The 23,248-nt window shown below is 65.3% G+C and carries 21 protein-coding genes and 1 pseudogene; 10 read left to right on the forward strand and 12 right to left on the reverse strand.

Features of this window, described 5'->3' with window-relative positions; genetic code table 11:
• Positions 1–96 precede the first annotated feature (96 nt).
• Genes APT59_RS21055 through APT59_RS21065 form a run of 3 tightly spaced genes read right to left on the reverse strand, consistent with a single transcriptional unit; the run spans position 97 to position 5,314 of the window.
• Positions 97–3,147, reverse strand: coding sequence for an efflux RND transporter permease subunit (locus APT59_RS21055; protein ID WP_059316624.1), 3,051 nt, complete (start codon positions 3,145–3,147; stop codon positions 97–99).
• Entirely contained in the window at positions 3,144–4,214 is a 1,071-nt protein-coding gene (locus APT59_RS21060; RefSeq protein ID WP_059316625.1) for an efflux RND transporter periplasmic adaptor subunit, read from the reverse strand. The genes APT59_RS21055 and APT59_RS21060 overlap by 4 nt, the downstream gene beginning before the upstream one ends.
• Complete coding sequence (locus APT59_RS21065) at positions 4,211–5,314, reverse strand: efflux RND transporter periplasmic adaptor subunit (RefSeq protein WP_156428980.1); 1,104 nt, start codon at positions 5,312–5,314, stop codon at positions 4,211–4,213. Before APT59_RS21065 ends, APT59_RS21060 begins: the two co-directional genes overlap by 4 nt.
• 308 nt (positions 5,315–5,622) lie before the next feature.
• On the opposite strand from APT59_RS21065, the gene APT59_RS21070 reads away from it, so the two are divergent.
• Positions 5,623–5,850 carry a hypothetical protein gene (locus tag APT59_RS21070; RefSeq protein WP_059316627.1) on the forward strand — a complete coding sequence of 76 codons (228 nt, stop codon included), beginning with the start codon at positions 5,623–5,625 and terminating at the stop codon, positions 5,848–5,850.
• Positions 5,851–5,976: 126 nt separating this feature from the next.
• Here the strand turns inward: APT59_RS21070 and APT59_RS21075 are convergent, their stop codons facing one another.
• Both APT59_RS21075 and gabP read right to left on the reverse strand, forming a co-directional pair.
• Entirely contained in the window at positions 5,977–6,186 is a 210-nt protein-coding gene (locus APT59_RS21075; protein WP_059316628.1) for a DUF1127 domain-containing protein, read from the reverse strand.
• Between the two features lie 351 nt (positions 6,187–6,537).
• Positions 6,538–7,926, reverse strand: coding sequence for a GABA permease (gene gabP, locus APT59_RS21080; protein ID WP_059316629.1), 1,389 nt, complete (start codon positions 7,924–7,926; stop codon positions 6,538–6,540).
• Positions 7,927–8,500: 574 nt separating this feature from the next.
• Between gabP and APT59_RS21085 the strand changes: the two genes are divergently transcribed.
• The 6 genes from APT59_RS21085 (at position 8,501) to gpmA (ending at position 14,658) form a co-directional block, all read left to right on the forward strand.
• Positions 8,501–9,232 (forward strand): gluconate 2-dehydrogenase subunit 3 family protein, encoded by a 732-nt coding sequence (locus APT59_RS21085; RefSeq protein WP_059316630.1) that lies wholly within the window; start codon positions 8,501–8,503, stop codon positions 9,230–9,232.
• Positions 9,232–11,019 (forward strand): GMC family oxidoreductase, encoded by a 1,788-nt coding sequence (locus APT59_RS21090; RefSeq protein WP_059316631.1) that lies wholly within the window; start codon positions 9,232–9,234, stop codon positions 11,017–11,019. Before APT59_RS21085 ends, APT59_RS21090 begins: the two co-directional genes overlap by 1 nt.
• Positions 11,020–11,030: 11 nt before the next feature.
• Positions 11,031–12,374: a cytochrome c gene (locus APT59_RS21095; protein ID WP_059316632.1), complete on the forward strand. Its 1,344-nt coding sequence runs from the start codon at positions 11,031–11,033 to the stop codon at positions 12,372–12,374.
• Positions 12,375–12,430: 56 nt separating this feature from the next.
• Entirely contained in the window at positions 12,431–13,051 is a 621-nt protein-coding gene (locus tag APT59_RS21100) for a DUF2268 domain-containing putative Zn-dependent protease (protein ID WP_059316633.1), read from the forward strand.
• A gap of 504 nt (positions 13,052–13,555) precedes the next feature.
• On the forward strand, positions 13,556–13,783 hold the full coding sequence (locus tag APT59_RS21105; protein WP_059316634.1) for a hypothetical protein: 228 nt from the start codon (positions 13,556–13,558) through the stop codon (positions 13,781–13,783).
• 128 nt (positions 13,784–13,911) lie between these two features.
• Positions 13,912–14,658, forward strand: coding sequence for a 2,3-diphosphoglycerate-dependent phosphoglycerate mutase (gpmA, locus tag APT59_RS21110; RefSeq protein ID WP_044341142.1), 747 nt, complete (start codon positions 13,912–13,914; stop codon positions 14,656–14,658).
• A 191-nt stretch (positions 14,659–14,849) separates the two neighbouring features.
• On the opposite strand, the gene APT59_RS21115 is transcribed toward gpmA, so the two are convergent.
• From APT59_RS21115 to APT59_RS21130, 4 genes are all read right to left on the reverse strand, one after another.
• Entirely contained in the window at positions 14,850–15,839 is a 990-nt protein-coding gene (locus tag APT59_RS21115; RefSeq protein ID WP_059316635.1) for a YihY/virulence factor BrkB family protein, read from the reverse strand.
• Positions 15,840–15,966: 127 nt separating this feature from the next.
• Positions 15,967–16,809: a glycosyltransferase family 2 protein gene (locus APT59_RS21120; protein WP_059316636.1), complete on the reverse strand. Its 843-nt coding sequence runs from the start codon at positions 16,807–16,809 to the stop codon at positions 15,967–15,969.
• Positions 16,806–17,843 (reverse strand): hypothetical protein, encoded by a 1,038-nt coding sequence (locus APT59_RS21125; RefSeq protein ID WP_237140549.1) that lies wholly within the window; start codon positions 17,841–17,843, stop codon positions 16,806–16,808. The genes APT59_RS21120 and APT59_RS21125 overlap by 4 nt, the downstream gene beginning before the upstream one ends.
• On the reverse strand, positions 17,836–18,912 hold the full coding sequence (locus tag APT59_RS21130) for a glycosyltransferase (RefSeq protein WP_059316637.1): 1,077 nt from the start codon (positions 18,910–18,912) through the stop codon (positions 17,836–17,838). The genes APT59_RS21125 and APT59_RS21130 overlap by 8 nt, the downstream gene beginning before the upstream one ends.
• Before the next feature lie 187 nt (positions 18,913–19,099).
• On the opposite strand from APT59_RS21130, the gene APT59_RS21135 reads away from it, so the two are divergent.
• A complete protein-coding gene (locus APT59_RS21135; RefSeq protein WP_059316638.1) occupies positions 19,100–19,831 on the forward strand; it encodes a glutathione S-transferase family protein in 732 nt (243 codons plus the stop codon).
• A 50-nt stretch (positions 19,832–19,881) separates the two neighbouring features.
• Here APT59_RS21135 and APT59_RS21140 read toward each other — a convergent pair whose 3' ends face one another.
• Positions 19,882–20,073, reverse strand: coding sequence for a CsbD family protein (locus tag APT59_RS21140; protein ID WP_059316639.1), 192 nt, complete (start codon positions 20,071–20,073; stop codon positions 19,882–19,884).
• Positions 20,074–20,317: 244 nt separating this feature from the next.
• On the opposite strand from APT59_RS21140, the gene gloA reads away from it, so the two are divergent.
• Complete coding sequence (gene gloA / locus APT59_RS21145; RefSeq protein ID WP_059316640.1) at positions 20,318–20,842, forward strand: lactoylglutathione lyase; 525 nt, start codon at positions 20,318–20,320, stop codon at positions 20,840–20,842.
• 240 nt (positions 20,843–21,082) lie between these two features.
• Complete coding sequence (locus APT59_RS22790; protein WP_257721103.1) at positions 21,083–21,205, forward strand: hypothetical protein; 123 nt, start codon at positions 21,083–21,085, stop codon at positions 21,203–21,205.
• A 42-nt stretch (positions 21,206–21,247) separates the two neighbouring features.
• Here the strand turns inward: APT59_RS22790 and APT59_RS23065 are convergent, their stop codons facing one another.
• A complete protein-coding gene (locus APT59_RS23065; RefSeq protein WP_420480531.1) occupies positions 21,248–22,120 on the reverse strand; it encodes a methyl-accepting chemotaxis protein in 873 nt (290 codons plus the stop codon).
• A gap of 30 nt (positions 22,121–22,150) precedes the next feature.
• Positions 22,151–22,873: pseudogene (locus APT59_RS23070) on the reverse strand (MCP four helix bundle domain-containing protein); the annotation flags it as partial.
• Between the last annotated feature and the right edge of the window lie 375 nt (positions 22,874–23,248).

Raw genomic sequence — 23,248 nt, forward strand, 5'->3', positions numbered from 1 at the left:
CCTCCGGCAGCGGCTCCTTGGATAGCTCCTTGCGGCCTTCTGGCAGATGTCTTCCGTAGAGACCTCCGCCAGAAGGCCGTTTTTTTTGCCTTCCGATCAGCCCTGACGCTCTGGCTCACGAATGCGATAGCTGGCGATGTACAGCGCCGGCAGGAACAGCAGGGTGAGCAGCGTCGCCGCGACGATACCGCCGATCATCGCATAGGCCATGGGCCCCCAGAACACCTCGCGGGCGATGGGAATCATGCCCAGGCTGGCGGCCGCCGCGGTCAGCAGAATGGGACGCCGCCGGTGCCGGGTGGCTTCCACCACGGCATCCCAGGGCGAGCGCCCTGCCTGCTCGAAGGCATCGATCTGGGTCACCAGGATCACCGAGTTGCGGATGATGATGCCGATCAGCGCCAGTACCCCGAGGATGGCGACGAAGCCCAGCGGCTGGCCGAAGGGGATCAGCCCCAGCACCACGCCGATGAGGCCGAGGGGGGCCACGCTCGCCACCAGGAACAGCTTGCGGATGCTGTGCAGCTGGATCATCAGGAAGGTGGCCATGAGAAACAGCATCAGCGGCACCACCTCGGCGATGGGACCCTGGGCCTTGCTGCTCTCCTCCACCGTGCCGCCCACGGCCACGTCATAGCGTGGCGGCAGCTTGGCGATGAAGGCATCGACGTCCGGCTGCAGCTGCTTGACCAGGTCGGGCGCCTGGGTGTCGCTGAGAATCGAGGCCTTGAGGGTAATGGTGGGCAGGCGATCACGCCGCCACACGAGCGGCTGCTCCAGGGCGTAGTCGATGCGCGCGAAGGCCTTGAGCGGCACCGCGACACCCTGGGGGGTCATGATCTGTAGATTTTCCAGGGTCTCCACCGAGCGCCGCTCGGCTTCGCTGGCGCGGGCCACGACGTTGACCAGATAGATGTCGTCGCGCACCTGGGTCACCGGGGTGCCGGTCACCACGCCGTTGAGGATCTGCGCCACGTCCTGGGAGGAGAAGCCCAGCTGCCGCGCCTTGTCCTGATTGACCTCGACCTTGAGCATCCGCGCCGGCTCGTTCCAGTCGTAGAGGAAGTCGCCCAGCTGGGGGCTCTTGCCCAGCACGCTGGCCAGGGCCAGGGCCTGGCGACGTACCTCGGCGACCTCAGGGCCACTGATGCGGTACTGGATGGGCCGCCCCACCGGCGGGCCCATTTCCAGCGGCTGGACGTAGCCGGACAGGCCGACGAAGTCCTGGCGCAGCCGCTGCTTGAGCTTGGGCAGGAGCCGGTTGCGCGCTTCCAGGTCCTTGGCCACCAGGATGACCTGACCATAGAAGGGGTTCTCCAGCTGCTGGTCCAGCGGCAGATAGAAGCGCACCGCGCCCTGGCCGACATAGGAACTCCAGTGGGCGACATCCGGATCGTCGGCGAGGGTCTTCTCGAATCTGTCCATCTGCGCCCGCGTGGCGTCGAGGGAGGCATTCTGCGGCAGATTGAAGTCGATCAACAGCTCGGGACGATCCGAAGACGGAAAGAACTGGTTCTGCACGAACTTCATGGCGAACAGCGCCGCGGCGAACAGCAGCACCGTCAGGATGATGGTCAGCCAGCGATGACGCATGGCGCCCAGCAGCAGGCCATCGGACCAGCGCGCCAGGCGCCCGGGTTGGTCATGATCCTTCTGCTTCACCTTTTTCGGCAGGATGTGCACGCCGATCACTGGCGAAAAGAACACCGCCACGATCCAGGACAGCAACAGCGCCACGGCGATCACCGCGAACAGGGTGAAGGTGTACTGGCCGGCACTGCTGGAGTTGAGGCCGATGGGCACGAAGCCGGCCACCGTCACGAGGGTGCCGGTGAGCATGGGGAAGGCGGTCGACTCGTAGGCGAAGGTCGCCGAGCGGTGCAGCGACTCGCCCTCCTCCCGCTTGGTCACCATCATCTCCACGGTGATCATGGCGTCGTCCACCAGCAGGCCCAGGGCGATGATCAGCGCGCCGAGGGAAATCCGCTGCATGGTGATGCCGCTGTATTCCATGAAGACGAACACCAGCGCCAGGGTCAGGGGGATCGACAGCGCCACCACCAGGCCGGCGCGCACGCCCAGGCTGATGAAGCTCACCACCAGCACGATGATGACCGCCTCGAACAGCGCCTGGGTAAAGCCGCCGACGGCCTTTTCCACTACCTGCGCCTGGTTGGAGACCACGTGCACGCCGATGCCCACCGGCAGCTCGCCGGTCAGCTCACGCATCTTCTCGGTCAGGGCCGCGCCAAAGGTCTGGATGTTGCCGCCGCTGCTCATGGCGATGGCCAGGCCAATGGCCGGCTGGCCGTTGTAGCGAAATAGCGAACTGGGCGGATCGGCGTAGCCGCTGCGGATGTCGGCCAGGTCGGTGAGGCGATAGAAGCGGTCGTCGATGCGCAGATTGACCGCGGCGAGATCGGCGGTGGAACGGAATTCGCCACTGGTGCGCACGCTGATGCGCTCGGCCCCGGACTCGATGGTTCCCGAGGGCGTCACCGCATTCTGCTGCTGCAGACTCTGCATCACCTGGCGCTGATCCAGCCCCAGGGCGGCCAGTTTTCGGGTGGAGAAGTCCAGGTAGATGACCTCGTTTTCCGCGCCGATCAGCTGCACCTTGCCGATGCCCGGCACGCTGCGGATCTCGCGGCGCACCTGCTCCACCTGGTCGCGCAGCTGGCGCATGCTGAAGCCGTCGCCGGTGAAGGCATAGATGCTGCCGAAGACATCGCCGAATTCATCGTTGAAGGCCGGCCCCTGGATGCCCTGGGGAAAGTCGCCCTGAATGTCCGAGACCTTCTTGCGTACCTGGTACCAGATGTCAGGAATCGCCTTGGCCGGCGTGGTGTCGCGCAGATAGACGAACACGGTCGACTGGCCCGGCCGGGTAAAGCTCTTGGTGTAGTCAAGGGAGTCCAGCTCTTCGAGCTTCTTCTCCACCCGCTCGGTGACCTGACGCAGGGTCTCCTCGGTGGTCGCCCCCGGCCAGCGGGTCTGGATGACCATGGTCTTGATGGCGAAGGATGGGTCTTCCTCCCGGCCCAGCTTCATATAGGAGAAGACGCCCATCAGCAGGGCGACGAACATCAGGTACCAGACGAAGGATTGGTGGCGTAGCGCCCAGTCCGACAGGTTGAAGCCTTTCATGGCCGTGCGCCCTCTTGATCCTTCACCCGCTGTCCCTCCTCGAGACTGTTGACGCCCGCGATCACTACCCGCTCACCGGCGCTCAGCCCCTTGCCGATCCACGCCAGGCCCTCGGCCTCGCGGACGACCTCGACCGGACGCTGACGCACCCGCGCCTGCTCGCCTTTGCCCTCCACCACCCAGACCAAGGTCTGACCGTCCTGGCGGCGTAGCGCCTTCGCCGGCAGCGGTAGGCCGGCGATCGGCGGCGCTTCCAGCTCACCCTGTACCAGACTGCCGATGCGCAGCGCGGCGGGTGGATTATCCAGGGTCAGGCGTACCCGCCGGGTGCGGGTGGTGGCATCGGCCTGGGGCTCGATCTCGCGGACCCGCCCCGTCACCGCGACGTCCGGGTCCAGCGCCATGCGCACCGTTAGCGGCTGCTCAAGCCTGAGGTGGTCGATGGCCGGCGCCGGGAGATCCAGCACCGCCTCGCGAATGTCCGGGCGGGCAACGCGTACCACCGGCTGACCGGCGGACACCACCTGGCCAACCTCGGCCTGCCAGGCGGTGATCACCCCGTCGAAATCGCTGTAGAGCTCGGCATAGTTGCGCTGGTCGCGAGCCTGGCGCTCGGCGCTCCGGGCCTGTTCGCGCGCGGCCTCCAGGGTATGCAACCGGGTCAGTGCCTGGTCCAGCTGGGAGCGTGAGCCGACGCCCTGGTCGAACAACTGTTGCTGACGCCTGGCATCGTTGCGGGCATCGCGCCACTGGGCGTCGGCGTCGGCGGTCTGGCCCTGGCGACTGCGCAGGGCATTGTCCTGGTCGGTGGGGTCCAGCGCCGCCAGCAGCTGGCCGCGCCGAACCGACTGGCCCACGTCCAGCAGGCGCCGGGTCATGCGGCCGCCGACGCGAAAGCCCAGTACGCTCTCGTAGCGTGCCTGGATACTGCCGGCGAAAACCTCACGCTGGGGCGGCGGTGCGCTCAGGGTCAGGGTCGCTACCGGTCTGATCGGCGGTGGCGGGGCCTCGTCGTCGGAACAGCCGGCCAGGACCAGCAGCAGGCAGAGCGGCAGCCAAGGCTTCATGGCCGCACCTCGTTGAAGGTGGACCGCTCGGCGACCTCGACCTTCTGGCCAGGGCTCAGCGCCTGGCCACCGGCGACCACGATGCGGTCGCCGGCCTTGAGGCCATCGCTGACGATGATGCTGTCGCGGGTATAACGCTCGATGCGCAGCGGTTGCAGGCTGACCCGACCCTCTTCATCGAGGCGCCAGACGGCGGGCTGATCGGTGGTGCCGTTCAGCGCCGTCCAGGGCAAGGCGAAACCCTGTCCGGCCACGCCCTCCACCTGCGCATTGACCACCGCGCCGAGGGTCATGGCGGCGGGCGGCCGGTCAAGCTGTACCTTGATGCGCACCGTACCGCTGCTGGCCACCGTTGGGGCGATCTCGCGCAGGGTGCCCTGGGTAGCGACCGCGGGCTGTGCCTGCAAGGCGATGGGCAAGGTCTGGCCGACCTTGAGTTCGCGGGCAAGGGATTCGTAGAGATCGAAGACGGCATCGAGTTCGCCGCTGACCGCCAGATCGAAGATCGCCGCACCGGCCTGCACCACCTGCCCGGCCTCGGCGTGGCGAGCGGTGAGCACGCCCGCGGCGCTGGCGCGTAATTCGGTATAGCCAAGCTGCTTGCGCGCATCGTCGCGCTGGGCCACGGCGGTCTGCAGGGCGCTGCGAGCGCCTTCGAGCGTGGCCTGGGCCTGGTCATACTGGCTGCGGCTGGTATAGCCCTTGGGCAGGAGCGCCGCCTGACGCTCGAAATCGATACGTGCCAGGCGCGCACGAGCCTCCTGGGCCTCCACCTGTGCCTGGGCGGCGGCCAGGTTGTTGCGCAGATCCTGGGGATCCAGCCGCGCCAGCACCTGGCCTGCGTGCACCCGGTCACCCACGTCCGCCAGACGCTCGCTGATCTTGCCACTCACCCGGAAACCGAGCGGCGCCTGTACCCGCGCCTGGATATCGCCCGTGAAGGGGATGCGCTGGGTATCGTTCACGGGACTCAACTGCGCCACCACCACCCGCGCCAGTTCCTCGGTGGGAGGTTGTTCCTGGGAGCAGCCCGGTAACAGTGTCACCAGGGTCAGAGCAACCGTTACCTGGCAGAGGGAAGCAAGGCGGAGAGCCCTCATGATTGTCCTTATCGGTGGAAGAGGCGCGATCTGCGAACTGACCACGCGCGCCGCAGGGGGTTCGTCTCACGAATTGTCCGGCGCAGGGCGACGCTTGGGAAGCGTCATGGCCAGCGTCCTGCGCAGACTACCGGCTTCCGAGCGGCAACTTGCCCACAAATGTTCACAAATGCCCTGGAACCCGGCATTCCGCACCGTAGTCAACTGCAACGTGCGCTGTGGACCTATGAGGCCGCAGCTGATGCCCGCCTCCCTTCCGGACCGGGCCCCATCAGATTCACAGGTTTATTTCGACGAGGCCGTTACTCATGAAAAAGCTGCTGATCACCTCTACCGCTGCTGTGATGCTGTCGATGGCCACGGGTGTCTTCGCGGCCGAAACCTCCAAGAGCGCCACCGCGGTCAATGGCTCTGCCACCGAAGCCGTGCCGGGCAAGACCACTGTCAAGGGTGGTGCCGACGGCGGTGCCGAAGTGCCGTTCAAGACCGAGAAGCCCAACAAGGTCGACGCGCGCAACCAGAACAACATGCAGTAACCCCAGCGCCAGGCTGGCGGTAACGAAAAAGCCCCGGCATGCCGGGGCTTTTTGCTGCCTGCTATCAACGGCAGACAAAACAAACCCCGCCGAGGCGGGGTTCGTGAAACTGTGCAGCAGCCGGGCTTAGCGCCAGAACGGCTTGTGCATTTCCTGGTAGCGCTGGGCCTCGGTGATACCGGCATCGGCCAGCATACGGGCATCCAGGCGGGCCAGTTCATTACGGCTGGCGATGCGACGCTGCCAGGTGGACAGGGTGGAGATAACGCGCAGGGCAGCGGGCACACGGTTGCTGGGCTGGGCGTTGTACAGCGAGGAACTGAAGGTGCGTTCCATGGTGGCTTTCCTTCCCGCTTGTGACGGGTACTGGTCATCGAATGGCGCCATTGTCTCGCCAGGCGAGTGCTACCACCAGTAACAGTACAAAGAAAGGTTCGCGGATCACCAGGCACACAATTGCAACTGTACTGCTGCAGCTTGGGTCATTCTGTAACGCCATGCACCATTGCAGTGCAAAATGTGGTTACCAGAGGGAACATCGAAGAGATTCGAGCTGTACAGTTGGGCTGCGACCAACGAAACAGGAGTGCTGTTCTACCTGTTACCGCGCCTGCTGTCCAGTCAGGACGATGGTGTGCCTCATAAAGAAGCGACTCCGGCACGCCAGGCACCGGAGCCGCCTGTAACTCAACGCGCGGCAGCAGCCAGGGTCGGGGTACCGGGCTGGCGGCGACCTACCCAGGTACCGATGGCCACGACCACCAGGGCCAGCAGACCGGTCGCCAGAATCTCGAAGCGGTGGGCGTCGCTGAACAGCATCACGGTCAGGGCGCCGACGATGAAGACGATCACCGCCCAGGTCAGCCAGGGGAACAGCCACATGCGAAATTCCAGACGCTCACCACGGGCCATCAGCTTGCGTCTCAGGCGCAGCTGGGTCACGGCGATCACCAGGTAGACCAACAGGGCGACGGCACCGGAGGTGGACAGCAGGAAGCTGAACACCGCCTCGGGCATGGTGTAGTTGGCGATGGTGGTCAGGAAGCCGACGGCGGTACTGGCCAACACGGCAGTGCGTGGCACACCGGCACTGGACGCACGACCCATCTTGGCCGGGGCATCGCCGCGGCGAGCCAGGGAATAGAGCATGCGCGACGCGGTGTACAGCGCCGAGTTCAGGCAGCTGGCGACGGCGACCAGGACCACGCAATCGACGATCAGCTTGGCGTTGGGAATGGACAGCACTTCCAGGGCGCGCTGGTAGGAACCCACCAGCGGCAGCTGGGCGTCGTTCCAGGGCACCATGGACACCACCAGGAAGATGGAGACCAGATAGAACAGCGCGATCCGCCAGATCACTGAGTTGGTGGCCTTGCTGATCTGCCGGGACGGATCCTTGGATTCGGCCGCGGCGATGGTGACGATCTCGGTGCCCATGAAGCTGAACATGGTGGTCAGCAGGGCGCCCAGTACAGCGCCAAAGCCATTGGGCATGAAGCCGCCGGTGTGGGCCATCAGATTGCTCAGGCCACTCACCTCGCGACCTGGCAGGGCACCGACCAGCGCAGCCGCGCCCAGGGCGATGAAGGCGACGATGGCAATGACCTTGAGCAGGGCGAACCAGAATTCGAACTCGCCGTACTTGGCAACGCTGAACAGGTTGGTCACGGTCAGGATGCCCGTGATGATCAGGGCGAACTGCCAGGTGGCAATGGCCGGGAACCAGGCATTGAGGATGGCAGCGGCGGCCACGGCTTCCAGCGGAATCACCAGTACCCAGAACCACCAGTACAGCCAGCCGATGGTGAAGCCGGCCCAGCGACCGATGCCCTGTTGGGCATAGGACGAGAAGGAGCCGGTATCGGGCGAGGCGACCGCCATTTCACCCAGCATGCGCATGACCAGTACCACCAGAGTACCGGCCAGGGCGTAGGCCAGCAGCACGGCGGGACCGGCAGCGGCGATGGCATGACCGGAACCGACGAACAGACCGGCACCGATCACTCCAGCGATGGACAACATGGTCACATGGCGCGGTTTGAGCGCCGGAGAGAGGTTGCATTCTACGTTGGACATAAGGTGTTACCTGACAACGGAAAGCCTCCCAAGTGCAACTTGCGCGCCACCCCCGCTGAAATCGGCACAAAATGAACTCAAAGGGTGCAACGCTTCGCGCAAAGCCGCGAAAAAACGGCACTTTGCCTAGCTATTGCACTAACCATTTGATGTGCAAAACGATTTCTTTCGTGTGCCGCTGCGCTTCCACCTTGCTTCGTTAGGTATCACTTTGTGCAACTTGCACCATCATGGTGCTGACAAAGGTGGAACCTCAGGTAACCGCATGTGACGAGGATGCTGCTGCCTCCACCCGGCGAGGCAGCAGGAAGGCCTGACTCTCCTCAAGAAATATCCTTTCCACGGTAAAGGTCCATCGCAGCTGCTCGGACTGACGAAATCAGGACTTTAAAGACCGACAAAGGGGCTTTTGCGCATCGCCGCACGGGTAAAGGGAACTTGAATGGCTGCCAAGCCTCTGCACAGCTGCGACAAAATGTAACTGCAGTGGCCATATATTGGTAATATTCCAACATATTAGCTAGCTAACCATAAGCCCTGCGGATCACGTCGGGCACCTGATGAGACCCTGATCATGTCCGCAGACGATTCCGTCCCGGCCCGTCGCGACTTCCTGCGCAAGTCCCTGAGCCTGATTCCCGTGGTCGCCCTGGCAGGCGGTGCAACCTCAGGCCTGGCACTCGCCGCGCCCACGCCGGAAAACAAGCCCGGCAGCAGTCCGCGCGCCGACCACTACCAGCCGGTGTTCTTCACCGCCGAGGAGTGGGCCTTCGTACAGGCGGCTGTGGCCCGGCTGATTCCAGCGGACGAACTGGGCCCGGGTGCCCTGGAAGCCGGTGCGCCGGAGTTCATCGATCGGCAGATGCAGACCGCCTATGCCCGCGGTGGCCTCTGGTACATGCAGGGCCCCTTCGCCGCCGATGCCGCGCCGGAAATGGGCTATCAGAGTCGCCTGGTGCCGCAGGATCTCTATCGCCTGGGGATCGCTGCAGTGGACCGCTGGACCCGTCAGCAGCACGGCAAGGTATTCGCCGAGCTTGCACCCGCCGAGCAGGACGCAACCCTCAAGGCCCTGGAAGGCGGTGACGCCACCCTGGACGGCGTACCGGCCAAGCTGTTCTTCGCCCAGCTGCTGCAGAACACCAAGGAAGGCTTCTATTGCGATCCGCTGCACGGCGGCAACAAGGAGCTGGTCGGCTGGAAACTGGTGAATTTCCCCGGAGCCCGCGCCGACTTCATGGACTGGGTGGAGCGTGACGAACGCTATCCGCTGCCCCCGGTCTCCATTCGCGGGGAGCGCGGTTGATGGCCAAGGTACTGCCCAGCAAGAACGTGGTGATCGTCGGCTTCGGCTGGACGGGGGCCATCATGGCCAAGGAACTGACCGAGGCCGGCCTGGACGTGGTGGCCCTGGAGCGCGGCAGCTACCGTGACACCTATCCCGACGGCTCCTATCCCCAGGTGATCGACGAACTCACCTACAGCATCCGCAAGAAGCTGTTCGTCGATGTGTCCAAGGAAACCGTCACCATCCGCCACAGCGTCAACGACGTCGCCCTGCCCAACCGCCAGCTGGGCGTCTTCCTGCCCGGCGATGGCGTGGGTGGCGCGGGCCTGCACTGGTCGGGCGTGCACTTCCGGGTCGATCCAGTGGAGCTGCGCCTGCGCAGCCACTATGAAGAACGCTACGGCAAGAAATTCATCCCCGACGGCATGACCATCCAGGACTTCGGCGTCAGCTACGCCGAGCTGGAACCCTACTTCGACTTCGCCGAAAAGGTATTCGGCACCTCGGGCACCGCCTGGAGCGTCAAGGGCCAGGTGGTAGGCGATGGCAAGGGCGGCAATCCCTATGCCCCGGATCGCTCCAGCGACTTCCCGCTGCCGGCGCAGAAGAACACCGTCTCGGCGCAGCTGTTCGAGAAGGCCGCGCGCGAGGTGGGCTATCACCCCTACAACCTGCCGTCGGCCAACACCTCGGGTCCCTACACCAACCCCTACGGTTGCCAGATGGGCCCCTGCAACTTCTGCGGCTACTGCAGCGGCTACGTCTGCTACATGTATTCCAAGGCCTCGCCGAATCTCAACATCCTGCCGGCGCTCAAGCAGGAGCCGCGCTTCGAGCTGCGCAGCCAGGCCCATGTGTTGCGGGTGAACCTGGACAGCACCGGCAAGAAGGCCACCGGGGTGACCTACCTGGACGCCCAGGGCCAGGAGCTGGAACAGCCAGCCGACATCGTCATCCTCGCCGCCTTCCAGTTCAACAACGTGCGCCTCATGCTGCTGTCGGGCATCGGCCAGCCCTATGACCCCAAGACCGGCGAGGGTGTGGTCGGGCGCAACTTCGCCTATCAGAACATGGCCACCATCAAGGCCTTCTTCCGCAAGGATCAGCACCACACCAATCCCTTCATCGGCGCCGGTGGCAATGGCGTGGCGGTGGACGACTTCAATGCCGACAACTTCGACCACGGCCCCCACGGCTTCGTCGGCGGCTCGCCCATGTGGGTCAACCAGGCCGGCACCCGGCCCATCGCCGGGGCGGCCAATCCGCCCGGCACACCCCAATGGGGCAGTGCCTGGAAAAAGGCCCAGGCCGGCTACTACAACCATCAGCTGTCGATGGACGCCCATGGCGCGCACCAGTCCTATCGTGACAACTACCTGGACCTGGACCCCACCTACCGCGACGCCTACGGCCAGCCGCTGCTGCGCATGACCTTCGACTGGAAGGACAACGACATCCGCATGACCCGCTTCATGGCGGCCAAGATGAAGAAGATCGCCGAGGCCATGAATCCCGAGCACATCAGCGTCTCGGTCAAGGATTTCGGCGGGCACTTCAACACCGCCAGCTACCAGACCACCCACCTCAACGGTGGCGCCATCATGGGCACCGATCCCAAGACCAGCGCGGTCAATCGCTACCTGCAGAGCTGGGACGTGCACAACGTCTTCGTGCCGGGCGCCTCGGCCTTTCCCCAGGGCCTGGGCTACAACCCCACCGGCCTGGTGGCGGCCCTGACCTACTGGGCGGCGCGCGCCATCCGCGAGCAATACCTGAAGAACCCCGGCCCCCTGGTGCAGGCATGAGAGGCGCGCCCATGATCCTCCGTACCCTCGCGACCCTGCTGCTGGGCGCCGGTCTGGCCATGACGGCCCAGGCCGCCGAAGACCCTGATCCGGCGCTGGTCAAGAAAGGCAAATACCTGGCCCGGGCTGGCGACTGCGTGGCCTGCCACACGGCGCCGGGCGGTCAGCCCTTCGCCGGCGGCCTGCCCATGCAGACGCCCATCGGCACTCTCTACTCGACCAACATCACCCCGGATCGGCAGACCGGCATCGGCGACTACAGCTTCGCCGACTTCGACGCCGCCATCCGCCAGGGCATCGCCAAGGAGGGACACACCCTCTACCCGGCCATGCCCTACCCCTCCTATTCCCGGGTGACCGAGGGGGACATGCGCGCCCTCTATGCCTACTTCATGCACGGGGTCACACCGGTCGCCCAGGCCAACCGCGACAGCGACATCCCCTGGCCGCTGTCCATGCGCTGGCCCCTGGCGATCTGGCGTCAGCTGTTCGCTCCCGAGGTGGTGCAATTCCAGCCGGCCCCGGACCAGGATCCGGTGGTGGCTCGCGGCGCCTATCTGGTGGAAGGCCTCGGCCACTGTGGCGCCTGCCACACACCACGCGCCCTCACCATGCAGGAAAAGGCCCTCTCGCCTGCCGATGGCAAGGACTTCCTGGCCGGCAGCGCACCCCTGGAAGGCTGGATCGCCAAGAATCTGCGTGGCGATCATCGCGATGGCCTGGGCAACTGGAGCGAAGACCAGCTGGTGCAGTTCCTCAAGACCGGTCGCTCCGCCGACAGCGCCGTGTTCGGTGGCATGACCGAGGTGGTGCAGCACAGTCTGCAATACCTGAGCGACGCCGACCTGCGTGCCATCGCCCGCTATCTCAAGACCTTGCCGCCCAAGGATCCGCACGATGCGCCCTTCCAGCCCGATGGCCGCGCCGCCGCGGCGCTCTGGAACGGTGACGACAGCGCCCGCGGGGCCCAGGTCTATGTGGACAACTGCGCCGCCTGCCACCGCACCGATGGCCAGGGCTACGACCGGGTGTTCCCGGCACTGGCCGGCAATCCGGTCCTGCGCACGGCCGACGCCAGTTCGCTGATCAACATCGTGCTCAAGGGCGGCACCCTCCCCGGCCTGCACACGGCACCCTCGATGATCGTCATGCCGCCCTTCGGCTGGCGGCTGAACGACGCCCAGGTGGCCGACGTGGTCAGCTTCATCCGCGCCAGTTGGGGCAACGACGCCGCCCCGGTCAGCGCCGCCGATGTCGCCAAGTGGCGCACCGATGACAACCGCACCACCTCCGGTGATGACCTGGGCCAGGCCTTTGGTCACGGTCAGCCAGAGCCGCGCGAAGCGGGCAAGTAGCGAACGAAGGGGCGCGACCTCGTCTATAAAGACAGGCCGCCCCCGGAGATGCCTGGATGTCCTGCGTACTACACCTGCTCAACGCCAGCGGTCGCCTGGACCCCTGGCGCGCCATCCTGGAAGAGACCTTCACCGATGCCCTGCCCCGTATCGCTGCGCACCTGCCCGAGCAACGGGTAGACGTGGTGGTGCAGGCGGGCGCCTGGGTGATCCCGGAGTTGGGTCTGAATGGCTACAGCCCGGACGCCGAGCGGGTCTTTCTGACCCTGGACCCCGACAGCCCGCACCTGCAGCAAGCCTTCCCTGACCGCTTCACCGCCCTGCTTGGCCACGAATTGCACCACTGCCTGCGGCATGTCGGCCCCGGTTATGGCAGCACCCTGGGTGAGGCCCTGGTCAGCGAAGGCCTGGCCTGCCAATTCGAGCGCGAGCTGATTGGCCGGCTGCCGTTCTATGCCCAGGCCGCCCCCCAGGACATGGCGGCACATTGGGAAGCCCTAGGTGCTGAACTGGACCAGCCGTACGATCACGCCCGCTGGTTCTTTGGCAGCGGCGACCTGCCTCGCCACCTCGGTTATGCCCTGGGCAGCTGGCGAGTCGGTCGGTACCTGCAGCGTCACGGCCTGACGGCTGCCACCAGCGGGCAACGCCCTGCTGATACCTTCCTCGCAGAATGATCTCAACGCCGCAGCCAAGCCGGATCGACCCCGGCGAATACCTCCGTTAGCCACTCGACCAGGCACGTAGTCGCGGCGAGGTCTGGCCACTGATGTCATTGCGCCGTCTGGTCCTCGCTCACCGACCTTTCGTACAGGGCTGGAGACCATCAAGCCGATCGCCGACCGGCGGGCTTGCGTGGTTGGCATCGATCCTGCTAGCTTGATCGGGTTAGTACCAAGCTGACCCCAATCGCTGGACGCCTTTCCGCTCGTTGTAGCAGCGCGAAATCAGCGTCATCCGGATCGAATCGATCCCTCGATTGCTCAGGATCTGCCGCCCTGGCCTCTGAATCTCGTGCCCGGCCGGTTGCCTGCCTTCCCAAGTACTTACCTGCATGCCTGGGCATCTTGCCCACACGCTGCCTTCCTCCAGCCAGAGATTCAGCCGTCGGCCGTTATGGGTACGAGGTTGCTGGAGTTATTTCACCGCGCCGACTGAGCGTGGGTCCCAAGGATAGACAGATGAACATTCAAAATCAGGCCATCGCGGCCATGCAACACCTTCAAGCGGCCTTTGCACCGTTCCAATGCATCACCACCCCGGCTTCGCGCAAGGGCGGTTTCAGCTTTACCGTGGTCGACGAGCGCGGTGTCGCCTGCCGCAGCGAGCGTCTCTACCCCGAGCAGTACAACGCTGCGGCCGGGCTGGAACGCGTCATCGAACGCACCCGTCGCGCCCTGGTGGCCTGACACCCGACGCGAGTGCCGGACGCATCACGGTTTCCGTGATGCCCATGCCGGAAACCTCCATCTGCGGTATGTTTGGCACAGCTTCGCGTAGGCGTGAGCCAAACAATGAATCCCAAGATGGAGGTCGCATGTCGCAAGTCGTATTCATCCGCCATGGCCAGTCGGCGTGGAACCTGGAAAACCGCTTCAGTGGCTGGGCGGATGTGGATCTGACCGAACAGGGGATCCGCGAGGCCCACGAAGGCGGCCAGGCGCTCAAGGACGCCGGCTTCCTCTTCGACGTGGCCCATGTTTCGGTGCTCAAGCGCGCCGTGCGTACCCTGTGGCATGTGCAGGAAGGCATGGACCAGATGTGGCTGCCGGTCGTGAGCGACTGGCGCCTCAACGAGCGTCACTATGGTGGCCTGACCGGCCTGAACAAGTCCGAGACCGCTGCCAAGTATGGCGAGGAGCAGGTGCTGGTCTGGCGTCGCAGCTATGACGTACCGCCGCCCGAGCAGAGTGTCGAGGAACAGCAGGCCCTGGCCGCCGATCCGCGCTATGCCGGTCTGTCGCTGGATCAGGTGCCGCGCACCGAGTGCCTCAAGGATTGCGTCGAGCGCGTCCTGCCCTACTGGAACGAAGTCCTGGCACCGGCCATCCGCAGTGGTCAGCGTGTGCTGGTAGTCGCCCATGGCAACTCCATGCGCGCCCTGATCAAGTACCTGGACAACATCTCCGACAGCGACATCGTCAGCCTCAACATTCCCAACGGCGTGCCGCTGGTGTACGAGTTCGACGAGAACCTCAAGCCCACCAAGCACTACTACCTGGCCGACCCGGACGAGGTCGCTGCCAAGATGGCTGCAGTGGCCAATCAGGGCAAGGCGAAGTAAGGCGCTTGTTCGCGGCCATGGGCCGCTCCTACAGCCCCCAAGGCAACCGTAGGAGCGACCGCATCGGCGGACCGCCATGGCCGCGATGAGCGATACGCCCAGACCCACAGTGTGGAAAACCGTTTGGCGTTTTCCACACTCAGGGTCGCTGGTGAACGGTGGATAAGGCTGGCGCCGTTATCCACCCTACCTCAGTTGCGACCGTTCGGCCGTTGCACCACCCGTGCTTCACCCAGGACGCCTTCCTGCTGGGTGCCTTCGTCCTGCCCCGCCTGAATCTCTTCGTCGGCTTCCACCCCGCCATCGCCCGGCGTCTTCTCACCCTTTTCCTTGCCTTCGTCACTGTGGTGCTCGATCACCGCATTAATTTCCGCGCCGAACAGCAGCACCGCTGAAGACAGATAGAAGTACAGCAGCAGCACGATGATGGCGCCGATGCTGCCGTAGGTGGCGTTGTAGTTGGCGAAATTCTGCACGTAGTAGCCAAAGCCCAGGGATGCCAGGATCCAGACCACCACCGCCAGCACCGAGCCGGGGGTGATGAAGCGAAAGCTCTGCTTCACGTCCGGGGTGACGTAGTAGAGCGCCGCCACGGCGATCATCAGCAGGAACACCGCCAGCGGCCAGCGGATCAGCGCCCAGAGGGTCACCATATAGTCTTCCAGCCCCACATAGGCGGCCAGCCAGTTCATCACCTGGGGACCCAGCACCATCAACGCTGCGGCGCTGAGCAGCAGGCCAGCGAGGCCTATGGTGTGCAGCACCGACAGCGGGATGCGCTTCCAGGACGGGCGGCTTTCCACCACGTCGTAGGCACTGTTCATGGCGGTCATCAGCGAGCGGAAACCGCCCGAAGCGGACCAGAGCGCAATGATGATACTGAAGGACAGCAGGCCGCCCTGCTGCGTCTGCAGCTGGTCGATGATGGGATTGACCGTGTCCAGCGCGGTGGGCGGCAGCAGGTAGGCAGCCTGTTCGCGCAGGAAGGTGAAGAAATCCGGCAGGTGCAGGAAGCCGATCAGGGCGATCAGGAACAGCAGGAAGGGAAACAGCGAAAACAGCATCTGGTAGGCCAGGGCTGCCGCATAGGTGGGCATGTCGTCAGCAACGAACTCCTGGACGGCACGCTTGATGAGGGTGAACGGCGCAATGCCGCGCAGGTTGAAGGCAAACAAGGACATAACGGCTCCTGACGAACGCTCCCCGGAACGGATTTCTGAGGGCTGTCCGCTAGGGCCTGCGCCCGGCGGCTTTTCAGACCAGCCCTACCTTCAGAGTGGCAGCGGCCGGGTTGGTTGCGCCCAGGTGTCAGAAGCCGGAGCCAGAGGCGTCCCGGCAAGCAGCGACCTCAGCGGCACTGGGCGCCCTGACCATCTCTATTCCGTGGTTTTCATCGAAGTCGATATAGCCGGCGGCGGCGAATTCGCGTAGCCAGCCATCCATGGGCCAGAGCCCCCAGCGTGCCCGAAAGCGTCGCGCATTCTCCAGGATGCTGGCGAAGTGATTGAGCGGCGGATGGTAGGTGGGATGATACTGGTGGAAGGCCCGCGCCTCGGCCTGATAAACGGGCACCTCGGCTTCGCGGGCACGAAAGGCGAAGTCGGTGTCCTCACCGCCATAGCCGCGATAGCCCTCGTCGAAGCCACCGATGCGGTTGAAGGTGGCACGGGTGCAGGCGAAATTCAGCGACCAGAACAGTGGATGGGGAATCGCTTCCCCGCTCGGACGATCCCGGTGCAGCGGATGGACGACGCCGGTGGCGAGCAACTCGTCGGGCGTCCAATCGCCTTCCGCGATGCCGGCCGGCAGGTAGTGGACGAACCCCTGGTGCAGCGCCTCGGGGCGCACTGTCAGCGCCTGGCGATAGGTATCGAGCAATGCCGGTGCGGGGATGCAGTCCACATCGAGAAACACCAGCTCTTCCCCCGGCGCGGCCGCCACGGCCGCATTGCGCGCGGCGGCCAGGGGCAGGACGCCGTCGCCCTCGACGTGGAGCACCTGGATTGGAAAGCCTGGGCTGTGCAGTGCCCGCGGTGGCTCGTTCATCTGCACCACCACCAGGGCGGCAGGCGGCGTTGGAGCCAACTCCAGACCCCGGATGAGATTGGCCAGTTGCCGTTCGCGGCCATGGACCAGGGTCAGGACGATCATGCCAGCACCTCGCGGGCGACTGCCTGGATGCAGGCCGCCGCGCGCTGGGCGCCTTGGCCGTCGCTTATCAGCGTCCAGCGCCCGGGATCGAGCTGACGCGCCCTGGCCAGCAGTCCCGGCCAGGCGTCGGCAACGGGCCAGGACTCGCAGGTCACCGCCAGCCCCTGCTCGGCCAGACGGCGACCGGTGGACAGCTGTTCATCGAACGGCCGGGCTTCCGGCAGGCAGACGAAGCGGCAACGCAGATCGGCCAGCTCCGCCAGCAGACTGTCGCCAGCGGAGCCGACCACCACTTCGGCAGTGGTCAGCCAGGGGCCGGGATCGGCGACGCTTCCAAGGAAGCGCAGATTGGCCGGCGCTGGCGTAACGTCGTCTCCCACCGGGCCCAACACCGTCCAGTGCCATTCGGGACAGGCCTGGGCCGCCGCGGCCAGTCGCGCGCGGCTGAAGGCGGTGCCGCCATGGCCGGCGATGACGGTGACCGTGCCGGGTTCGCGCACGCTGTCGAGCCGTTGCCCGGCATAGCGCGACAGGCTGCCGGCATAGCAGGTCTTGGCCCGCCAGGCGGCCGGGGTAGCGGGCTCTTCCAGGAGGTCCGGATAGGGCGCCAGCAGGCAGCTGGCGCTGGCATAGGCCAGTTCGTGGGCCGCATCGAAGCGACTGCCACGCTGGCGCAGATAGATCGTCGGTACGCCGCACAGCCGCGCCAGCAGCGCCACCTCCACCGAGACATCGACCACCAGCAGGCAGGGCCAGGCCTGGCGGAACCAATCCACCAGCAGGCCCATGCGCTCGCGTAGTCCTTCCACGCCCAACGGCGCGTAGTGCAGGCAGGTGAAGGCTTCGCCCTCGACACCAGGGGCCACGTCGGGCGGCAGCGGGCAGAGCTGGACGTTGGGCAGTTCCACCCGCTCGGGCAGGCGACTGCCAAACAAGGTCAGGGCGCCGTCGAAGGCGGCGGCGATGGCCAGGGCCCGGGTCACGTGACCGGCGCCGTGATGGTGGGCGTAGTAGCCGATGCTCAGTTCAGCCACGGGCCACCCGGCCAGCGGCGACATCGGCGAGCAGGCGCTCATAGCGATCGATCATCAGGCGATGGCTCCATTGAGCCTCGGCCCTTGCCCGACAGGCCTCGCGGGACAGCGACAGGGCCTCGCGCAGGGCCGCGGCCAGGGCCGGAACATCGCCCGGCGGGGCCAGGGCGCCAGTCTCGGCAGTGAGCAACTCGGGCAGGGCGCCGCGCGCGAAGGCCGCTACCGGTGTGCCGCAGGCAAGGGCCTCGGCGACGATCAGGCCGAAGGGCTCGTCCCAGCAGGGAGTGACCAGGCAGGCGCGGGCCTGAGCCACCTCGGCCGCCAGCGCGGTCCGATTCAGATGGCCCAGGTAGACCGCCTGCTCCCCCAGGCGTGGCTCGATCTCCTGGCGGAAGTAGCGCTCGTCGGTGACCTGCCCGGCCAGGCGCAGTGGCACACCGGCCTCCCGCGCGGCATCCAGCGCCAGGTGGGGGCCCTTGTCCGGCACCAGGCGACCGAACCAGAGCGCATGTTCGCCAATCGGGGCGCTGCCCGGTCGCCAGGCGTCGAGGTCGATCCCGTTGGGGATCACATGACAGGCCGTCGCCAGGTGCGCCCAACTGTGGGCATTGGCCTGGGACACCGTGCAGTAATGACCGCCCCCGCGCCGATGCAGCTCGCCGATGGCATTGATCAGCTCGAAGAAGGGCGGGGTGTGCAGCACGGTGAGCATGGGCGTACGGATCAGCCCGGACATGGTCACCGGCACATAGTGCAGGGAGTTGTTGAAGATGACGTCGAAGCCATGGCTGTCGATGCGCTGCAGGCAGTCGAGATAGCCATGGTGCTCGTCGAGGTATTCGGAGCTGAGCACGCCACGCTTGCGCCGGCAGCCGTCCGCGCCGTAATTGCCATCGTCGAGGATGGGCACTACCTCCAGCTCGGGCGCCGAGGCGGAGCTGGCGAACAGGGTCACCGCATGGCCACGCTCGCGCAGCTGCAGGGTGATGTCATAGGTAAAGGCTTCGAGACCACCGGCGAAGGGCTGGCGTACCGGGTGCTTCACGTGGGTGAGAATGCCTATGCGCATGGAACCGTCCGCCTGCTGTTGCCCGTCATCCCACCGTCCTCATCGCTAGCCGCTGGTTGATAGGAGTCTCAGCGATGGGAATTGGTTGTGCGCTTCGTCGTGAAAGGCGCACGACAGGCAAACCTTCGAACCGACCCGACGGTCACGACTCCTGGATCCGTAAATCTGGCAGACGACGGAGGTTCCCATGCGTTACGAACTGCACTACTGGCCCAGCATCCAGGGCCGCGGCGAATTCGTCCGACTGGCGCTCGAAGAAGCCGGCGCGGACTATCTCGATGTCGGCAATGCGCCGGAAGACAAGGGGCTGGGCGTGCCGGCCATGAAGCCCTATCTGGAAGGAGACCAGACCCGGCGTCCGCCCTTCGCGCCACCCTTTCTCAAGGCAGGCGACGACGTCATCTCCCATGTCGCCAATATCCTCCAGTACCTGGGACCACGCCTGGACTTGGTGCCGACCGACGAGCAATCCCAGTTCTGGGTGCATGGCTTGCAGCTGACCATCACCGACCTCACCGCCGAGGCCCATGACGTCCATCATCCGGTAGCCATTTCCCTGACCTATGAAGAACAGAAGGAAGAAGCCCGGCGTCGAGCCAAGGCCTTTGCCGGTGAGCGAATCCGTACCTACCTGAGCTATTTCGAACGAGTGCTGGGTTACAACCCGGCCGGTGATACCTGGCTGGTAGGCGAGCGTCGCTCCTATGTCGACCTGTCGCTGTTCCAGGTGGTGGCCGGCCTGACCTATGCCTTCCCCAATGCCATGCGCCGTCTCGCCCCGGAGATTCCGCGGGTCCTGGCGGTGGCCGAGCGGGTCGCGGCCCTGCCCAACATCGCCGCCTACCTCGCCTCGTCGCGCCGTTTGCCGTTCAACGAGAACGGTATCTTCCGCCATTATCCGGAGCTGGATCCGGCCTGAAGGGCAATAAAAAAGGCCGCCCTCAGGCGGCCTTTTCATAGTGGCTGGACTCAGGCGCGATCGATGGTGTCTTTGACCGCTTCCTTGCCCTTGCCGACATTCTTCTGCAGTTTGCCTTCGGCTTCCTGGGTACGACCCTCGCCTTTCATGCGCGAGTTGTCGGTAGCGTCGCCAACATTCTGCTTGACCTTGCCGGTCACTTCTTTGGCGGTACCCTTGATCTTGTCGCTGGTGCTGCTCATATCAGTCTCCTTGGGGTCGCACAGGCAGTGCGCTTGTAAAATCCGACTGCGGTTCTGGCCGCCTGGTTTCGACCACTCGTCGTACAGCGCCGCAGCGACAGGGCCAGGAAGCTTTGGGCAGCCGCGCCGGAAGCCTTTAGACTGCCCGCCCTTTTTCGTGAGCGACTGCCCAGGCGCCACCCGTTATGGGAACGTTGCGCCGGGGCCGTCTCTCCAATTGCCACACCCTCACAGGAGAATCCTGATGTCGCTGAGCCAATTCGACAACCTGCCGGGCGTGACCGCCCAGCCCGACGCCGCCACCCGTGAGTTCGTCTTCAACCACACCATGCTGCGGGTCAAGAACCTGGAGACCTCGCTGGACTTCTACACCCGCGTGCTGGGTTTCACCGTGGTTGACCACAAGGACTTCCCGGATGCCAAGTTCAGCCTGACCTTCCTTGCCCTGGTCGACCGCAATCAGGTGCCGGCAGACCCGGAGGCCCGTCAGCGCTGGCGCAAGTCCACCCCGGGCATCCTCGAACTGACCCATAACCATGGCACCGAGAACGATGCCGCCTTCAGCTACCACAACGGCAACAGCGATCCGCGCGGCTTCGGCCACACCTGCGTGGCGGTCCCGGACATCCGGGCGGCCTGCGAGCGTTTCGAGCAACTGGGCGTGGCCTTCCAGAAGCGCCTGACCGATGGCAGCATGAAGGAAATCGCCTTCATCAAGGACCCCGACGGCTACTGGGTCGAAGTCATCCAGTTCACCCCGCTGTCCTGATTCCTCCGGGCCCGGCATCCGTCGGGCCCTGCCCTTTTCCGCTAGAACAATCGCTGACAATCCAGGGCTCGACCGCTACCGGCTGGCTACCCGCCCTTGCGGCCCTGTGCCGCACCGAACCGGGTATGGCTTTACCTATCTTTACGCTTTCCTGGCATGACGTCGCCGCTGTCACAGGGGAAAATTGACCCTGGGCGCCTCCCGTGGCGCCGGTTCTCGTTCTCGGAGCTACCTGACGTCATGACGACCTGTCCTACCCCGCGCCGCCCTCGCCTTGGATCCCTGCTGCTGTCCTTTCTCGCCTCGCCCCTGGGCCTGCTGGTGGTGCTGACCGGCGTGCTGCAACTGCTCAGTCCCGACTAGCCCTGAAGCGCCCAGCCACCGAGGCGGCTGGGCGCGCCAGCATTACAGGCGGAAGCGGGCGACCAGGCCGTTGAGATCGATGGCCAGGCGCGACAGCTCGGCGCTCGCCGCGCTGGACTGCTCGGCACCTGCGGCGGTCTGGATCGACAGCTCGCGGATGTTCACCAGATTGCGATCCACTTCGCGAGCTACCTGGGCCTGCTCTTCCGCCGCGCTGGCGATGACCAGGTTGCGCTCGTTGATGCCGCCGATGGCGCCATGGATGCGCTCCAGGGCACTGCCGGCGCCCCGTGCCACTTCCAGGGTGGACTGGGCGCGCTCGGTGCTGCTGCGCATAGCCGCCACCGCCTGGCCGGTGCCCTGCTGAATGGTGCCGATGGAGGTCTCGATCTCGCGGGTCGATTCCTGGGTGCGATGGGCCAGTGCCCGTACCTCGTCGGCCACCACGGCGAATCCACGACCGGCCTCGCCGGCGCGTGCGGCCTCGATGGCGGCGTTGAGCGCCAGCAGATTGGTCTGCTCGGCCACATTGCGGATCACGTCCAGTACCTTACCGATGTCGTTGACCTGCACCGCCAGGTCGCCTACCAGGGTCGCGCCATGCTGGACGTCGTCGCTCATGGTGGCGATGGCGCCCACGGTTTCCTGCACCAGGTCGCGGCCGTCACGGGCCACGCCGGCCGATTCCTGGGAGGCCTGGGAGGTATTGACGGCATTGCGCGCCACCTCCTCTACCGCCGAAGACATCTGGGTCACGGCCGTGGCGGCCTGCTCGATCTCGGCGTTCTGGCGCTGCAGACCGCGGCTCGATTCCTCGGTCACGGCATTGAGCTCTTCGGCCGCCGAGGCGAGCTGGGTGGCGGAGCCAAGGATGCCCTGCAGGGTCTGGCGCAGCTGGCTCTGCATGGTCTTCATGGCCTGCAGCAGGCGCGCGGCCTCGTCGCGACCCTCGCTGTGGATCTCCTCGGAGAGGTCCCCGGTCGCGATCACCTCGGCTGCCCGGACGGCCCGGGCGATGGGCTGGGTGATGCTACGGATCAGCAGCCAGGCGAAGACCACGGTGAGAACGGCGGTGGCCGCCAGCAGCAGCACCAGCCACTGGATGGCATGGCGATAGTCGCTGGCGGACTGGGCGTTGGCCGCGGCGGTCTGCTGATCCACCAGGTCGGTGAGTTGCTTGAGCACGCCATTGACCGCATCGGAGTTGGCCAGCAGGTCTTCGTTGAGCAGGCGCCGCAGGGGCTCCAGCTGATCGGCGGCGGAAAATGCCAGCATGCGCTGCTGCAGACCGTCGTACTGGGTAATCAACTGACCGTAGCGGCTGTAGGCGGTACGCTCTTCGTCAGACTGGATCAGCGCCTCGTAGCGCTGCTGGGCAGCGCGCATCTGGCCGTTGCGCTGCTGGAACAGTGCCTGGGTCTTGGCGATGATCTCCGGCTCGCGATTGAGCAGCAGGCGATAGGACAGCACCCGCAGGCGCAGGGTCAGAGCGGTCAGTTCGTCGAGCGCGGCCACGCGGGGCATGGCGCGGTCTTCGATGGCCAGGCCGGAGGCGCGGATGTCGTTCATCTTGACCAGGGCGGTGCCGCCGAGCAGTAGCAGCAGCAGACCGATAAAGGTGAAACCGAGCGTGGCACGCCGCGCGATGGAGAGGTTGCGAAAGGACATGGAAAGTTTCCGTTGAGCCTGGAAAGCTCCTCCTATCGACCAGCAGGCGCCAATCCTGAGACCGACTATCGGCCTGAATCCGGACAACCTGCAGGTGCAACGCCTGAGCAAAGCCGCCAAACCCTTGTCCCATAGGGCATTGGAGCTATTGAAAGGCTGGCGAAAGGTCTAGGCTGCGGCACTGTGCCGCAGATCACAGGCTGAAAGGAAACGTCGTCCTAGCCGGGCAATATCCGCCAGCGGCATTGCGTTCACATTTTTGCACATCTCTCGCAAGCCCCTGATCGCCAAGGAAATCTGTTCAGCTATCGCGATTCACGTTTTCTTCACGGGGAAAAGCGCGATCCGGTGGCGAAATGTCGAGTTCGTGCAGAT

Source organism: Pseudomonas oryzihabitans (assembly GCF_001518815.1).
In the GTDB taxonomy this organism is placed as follows: domain Bacteria; phylum Pseudomonadota; class Gammaproteobacteria; order Pseudomonadales; family Pseudomonadaceae; genus Chryseomonas; species Chryseomonas oryzihabitans_E.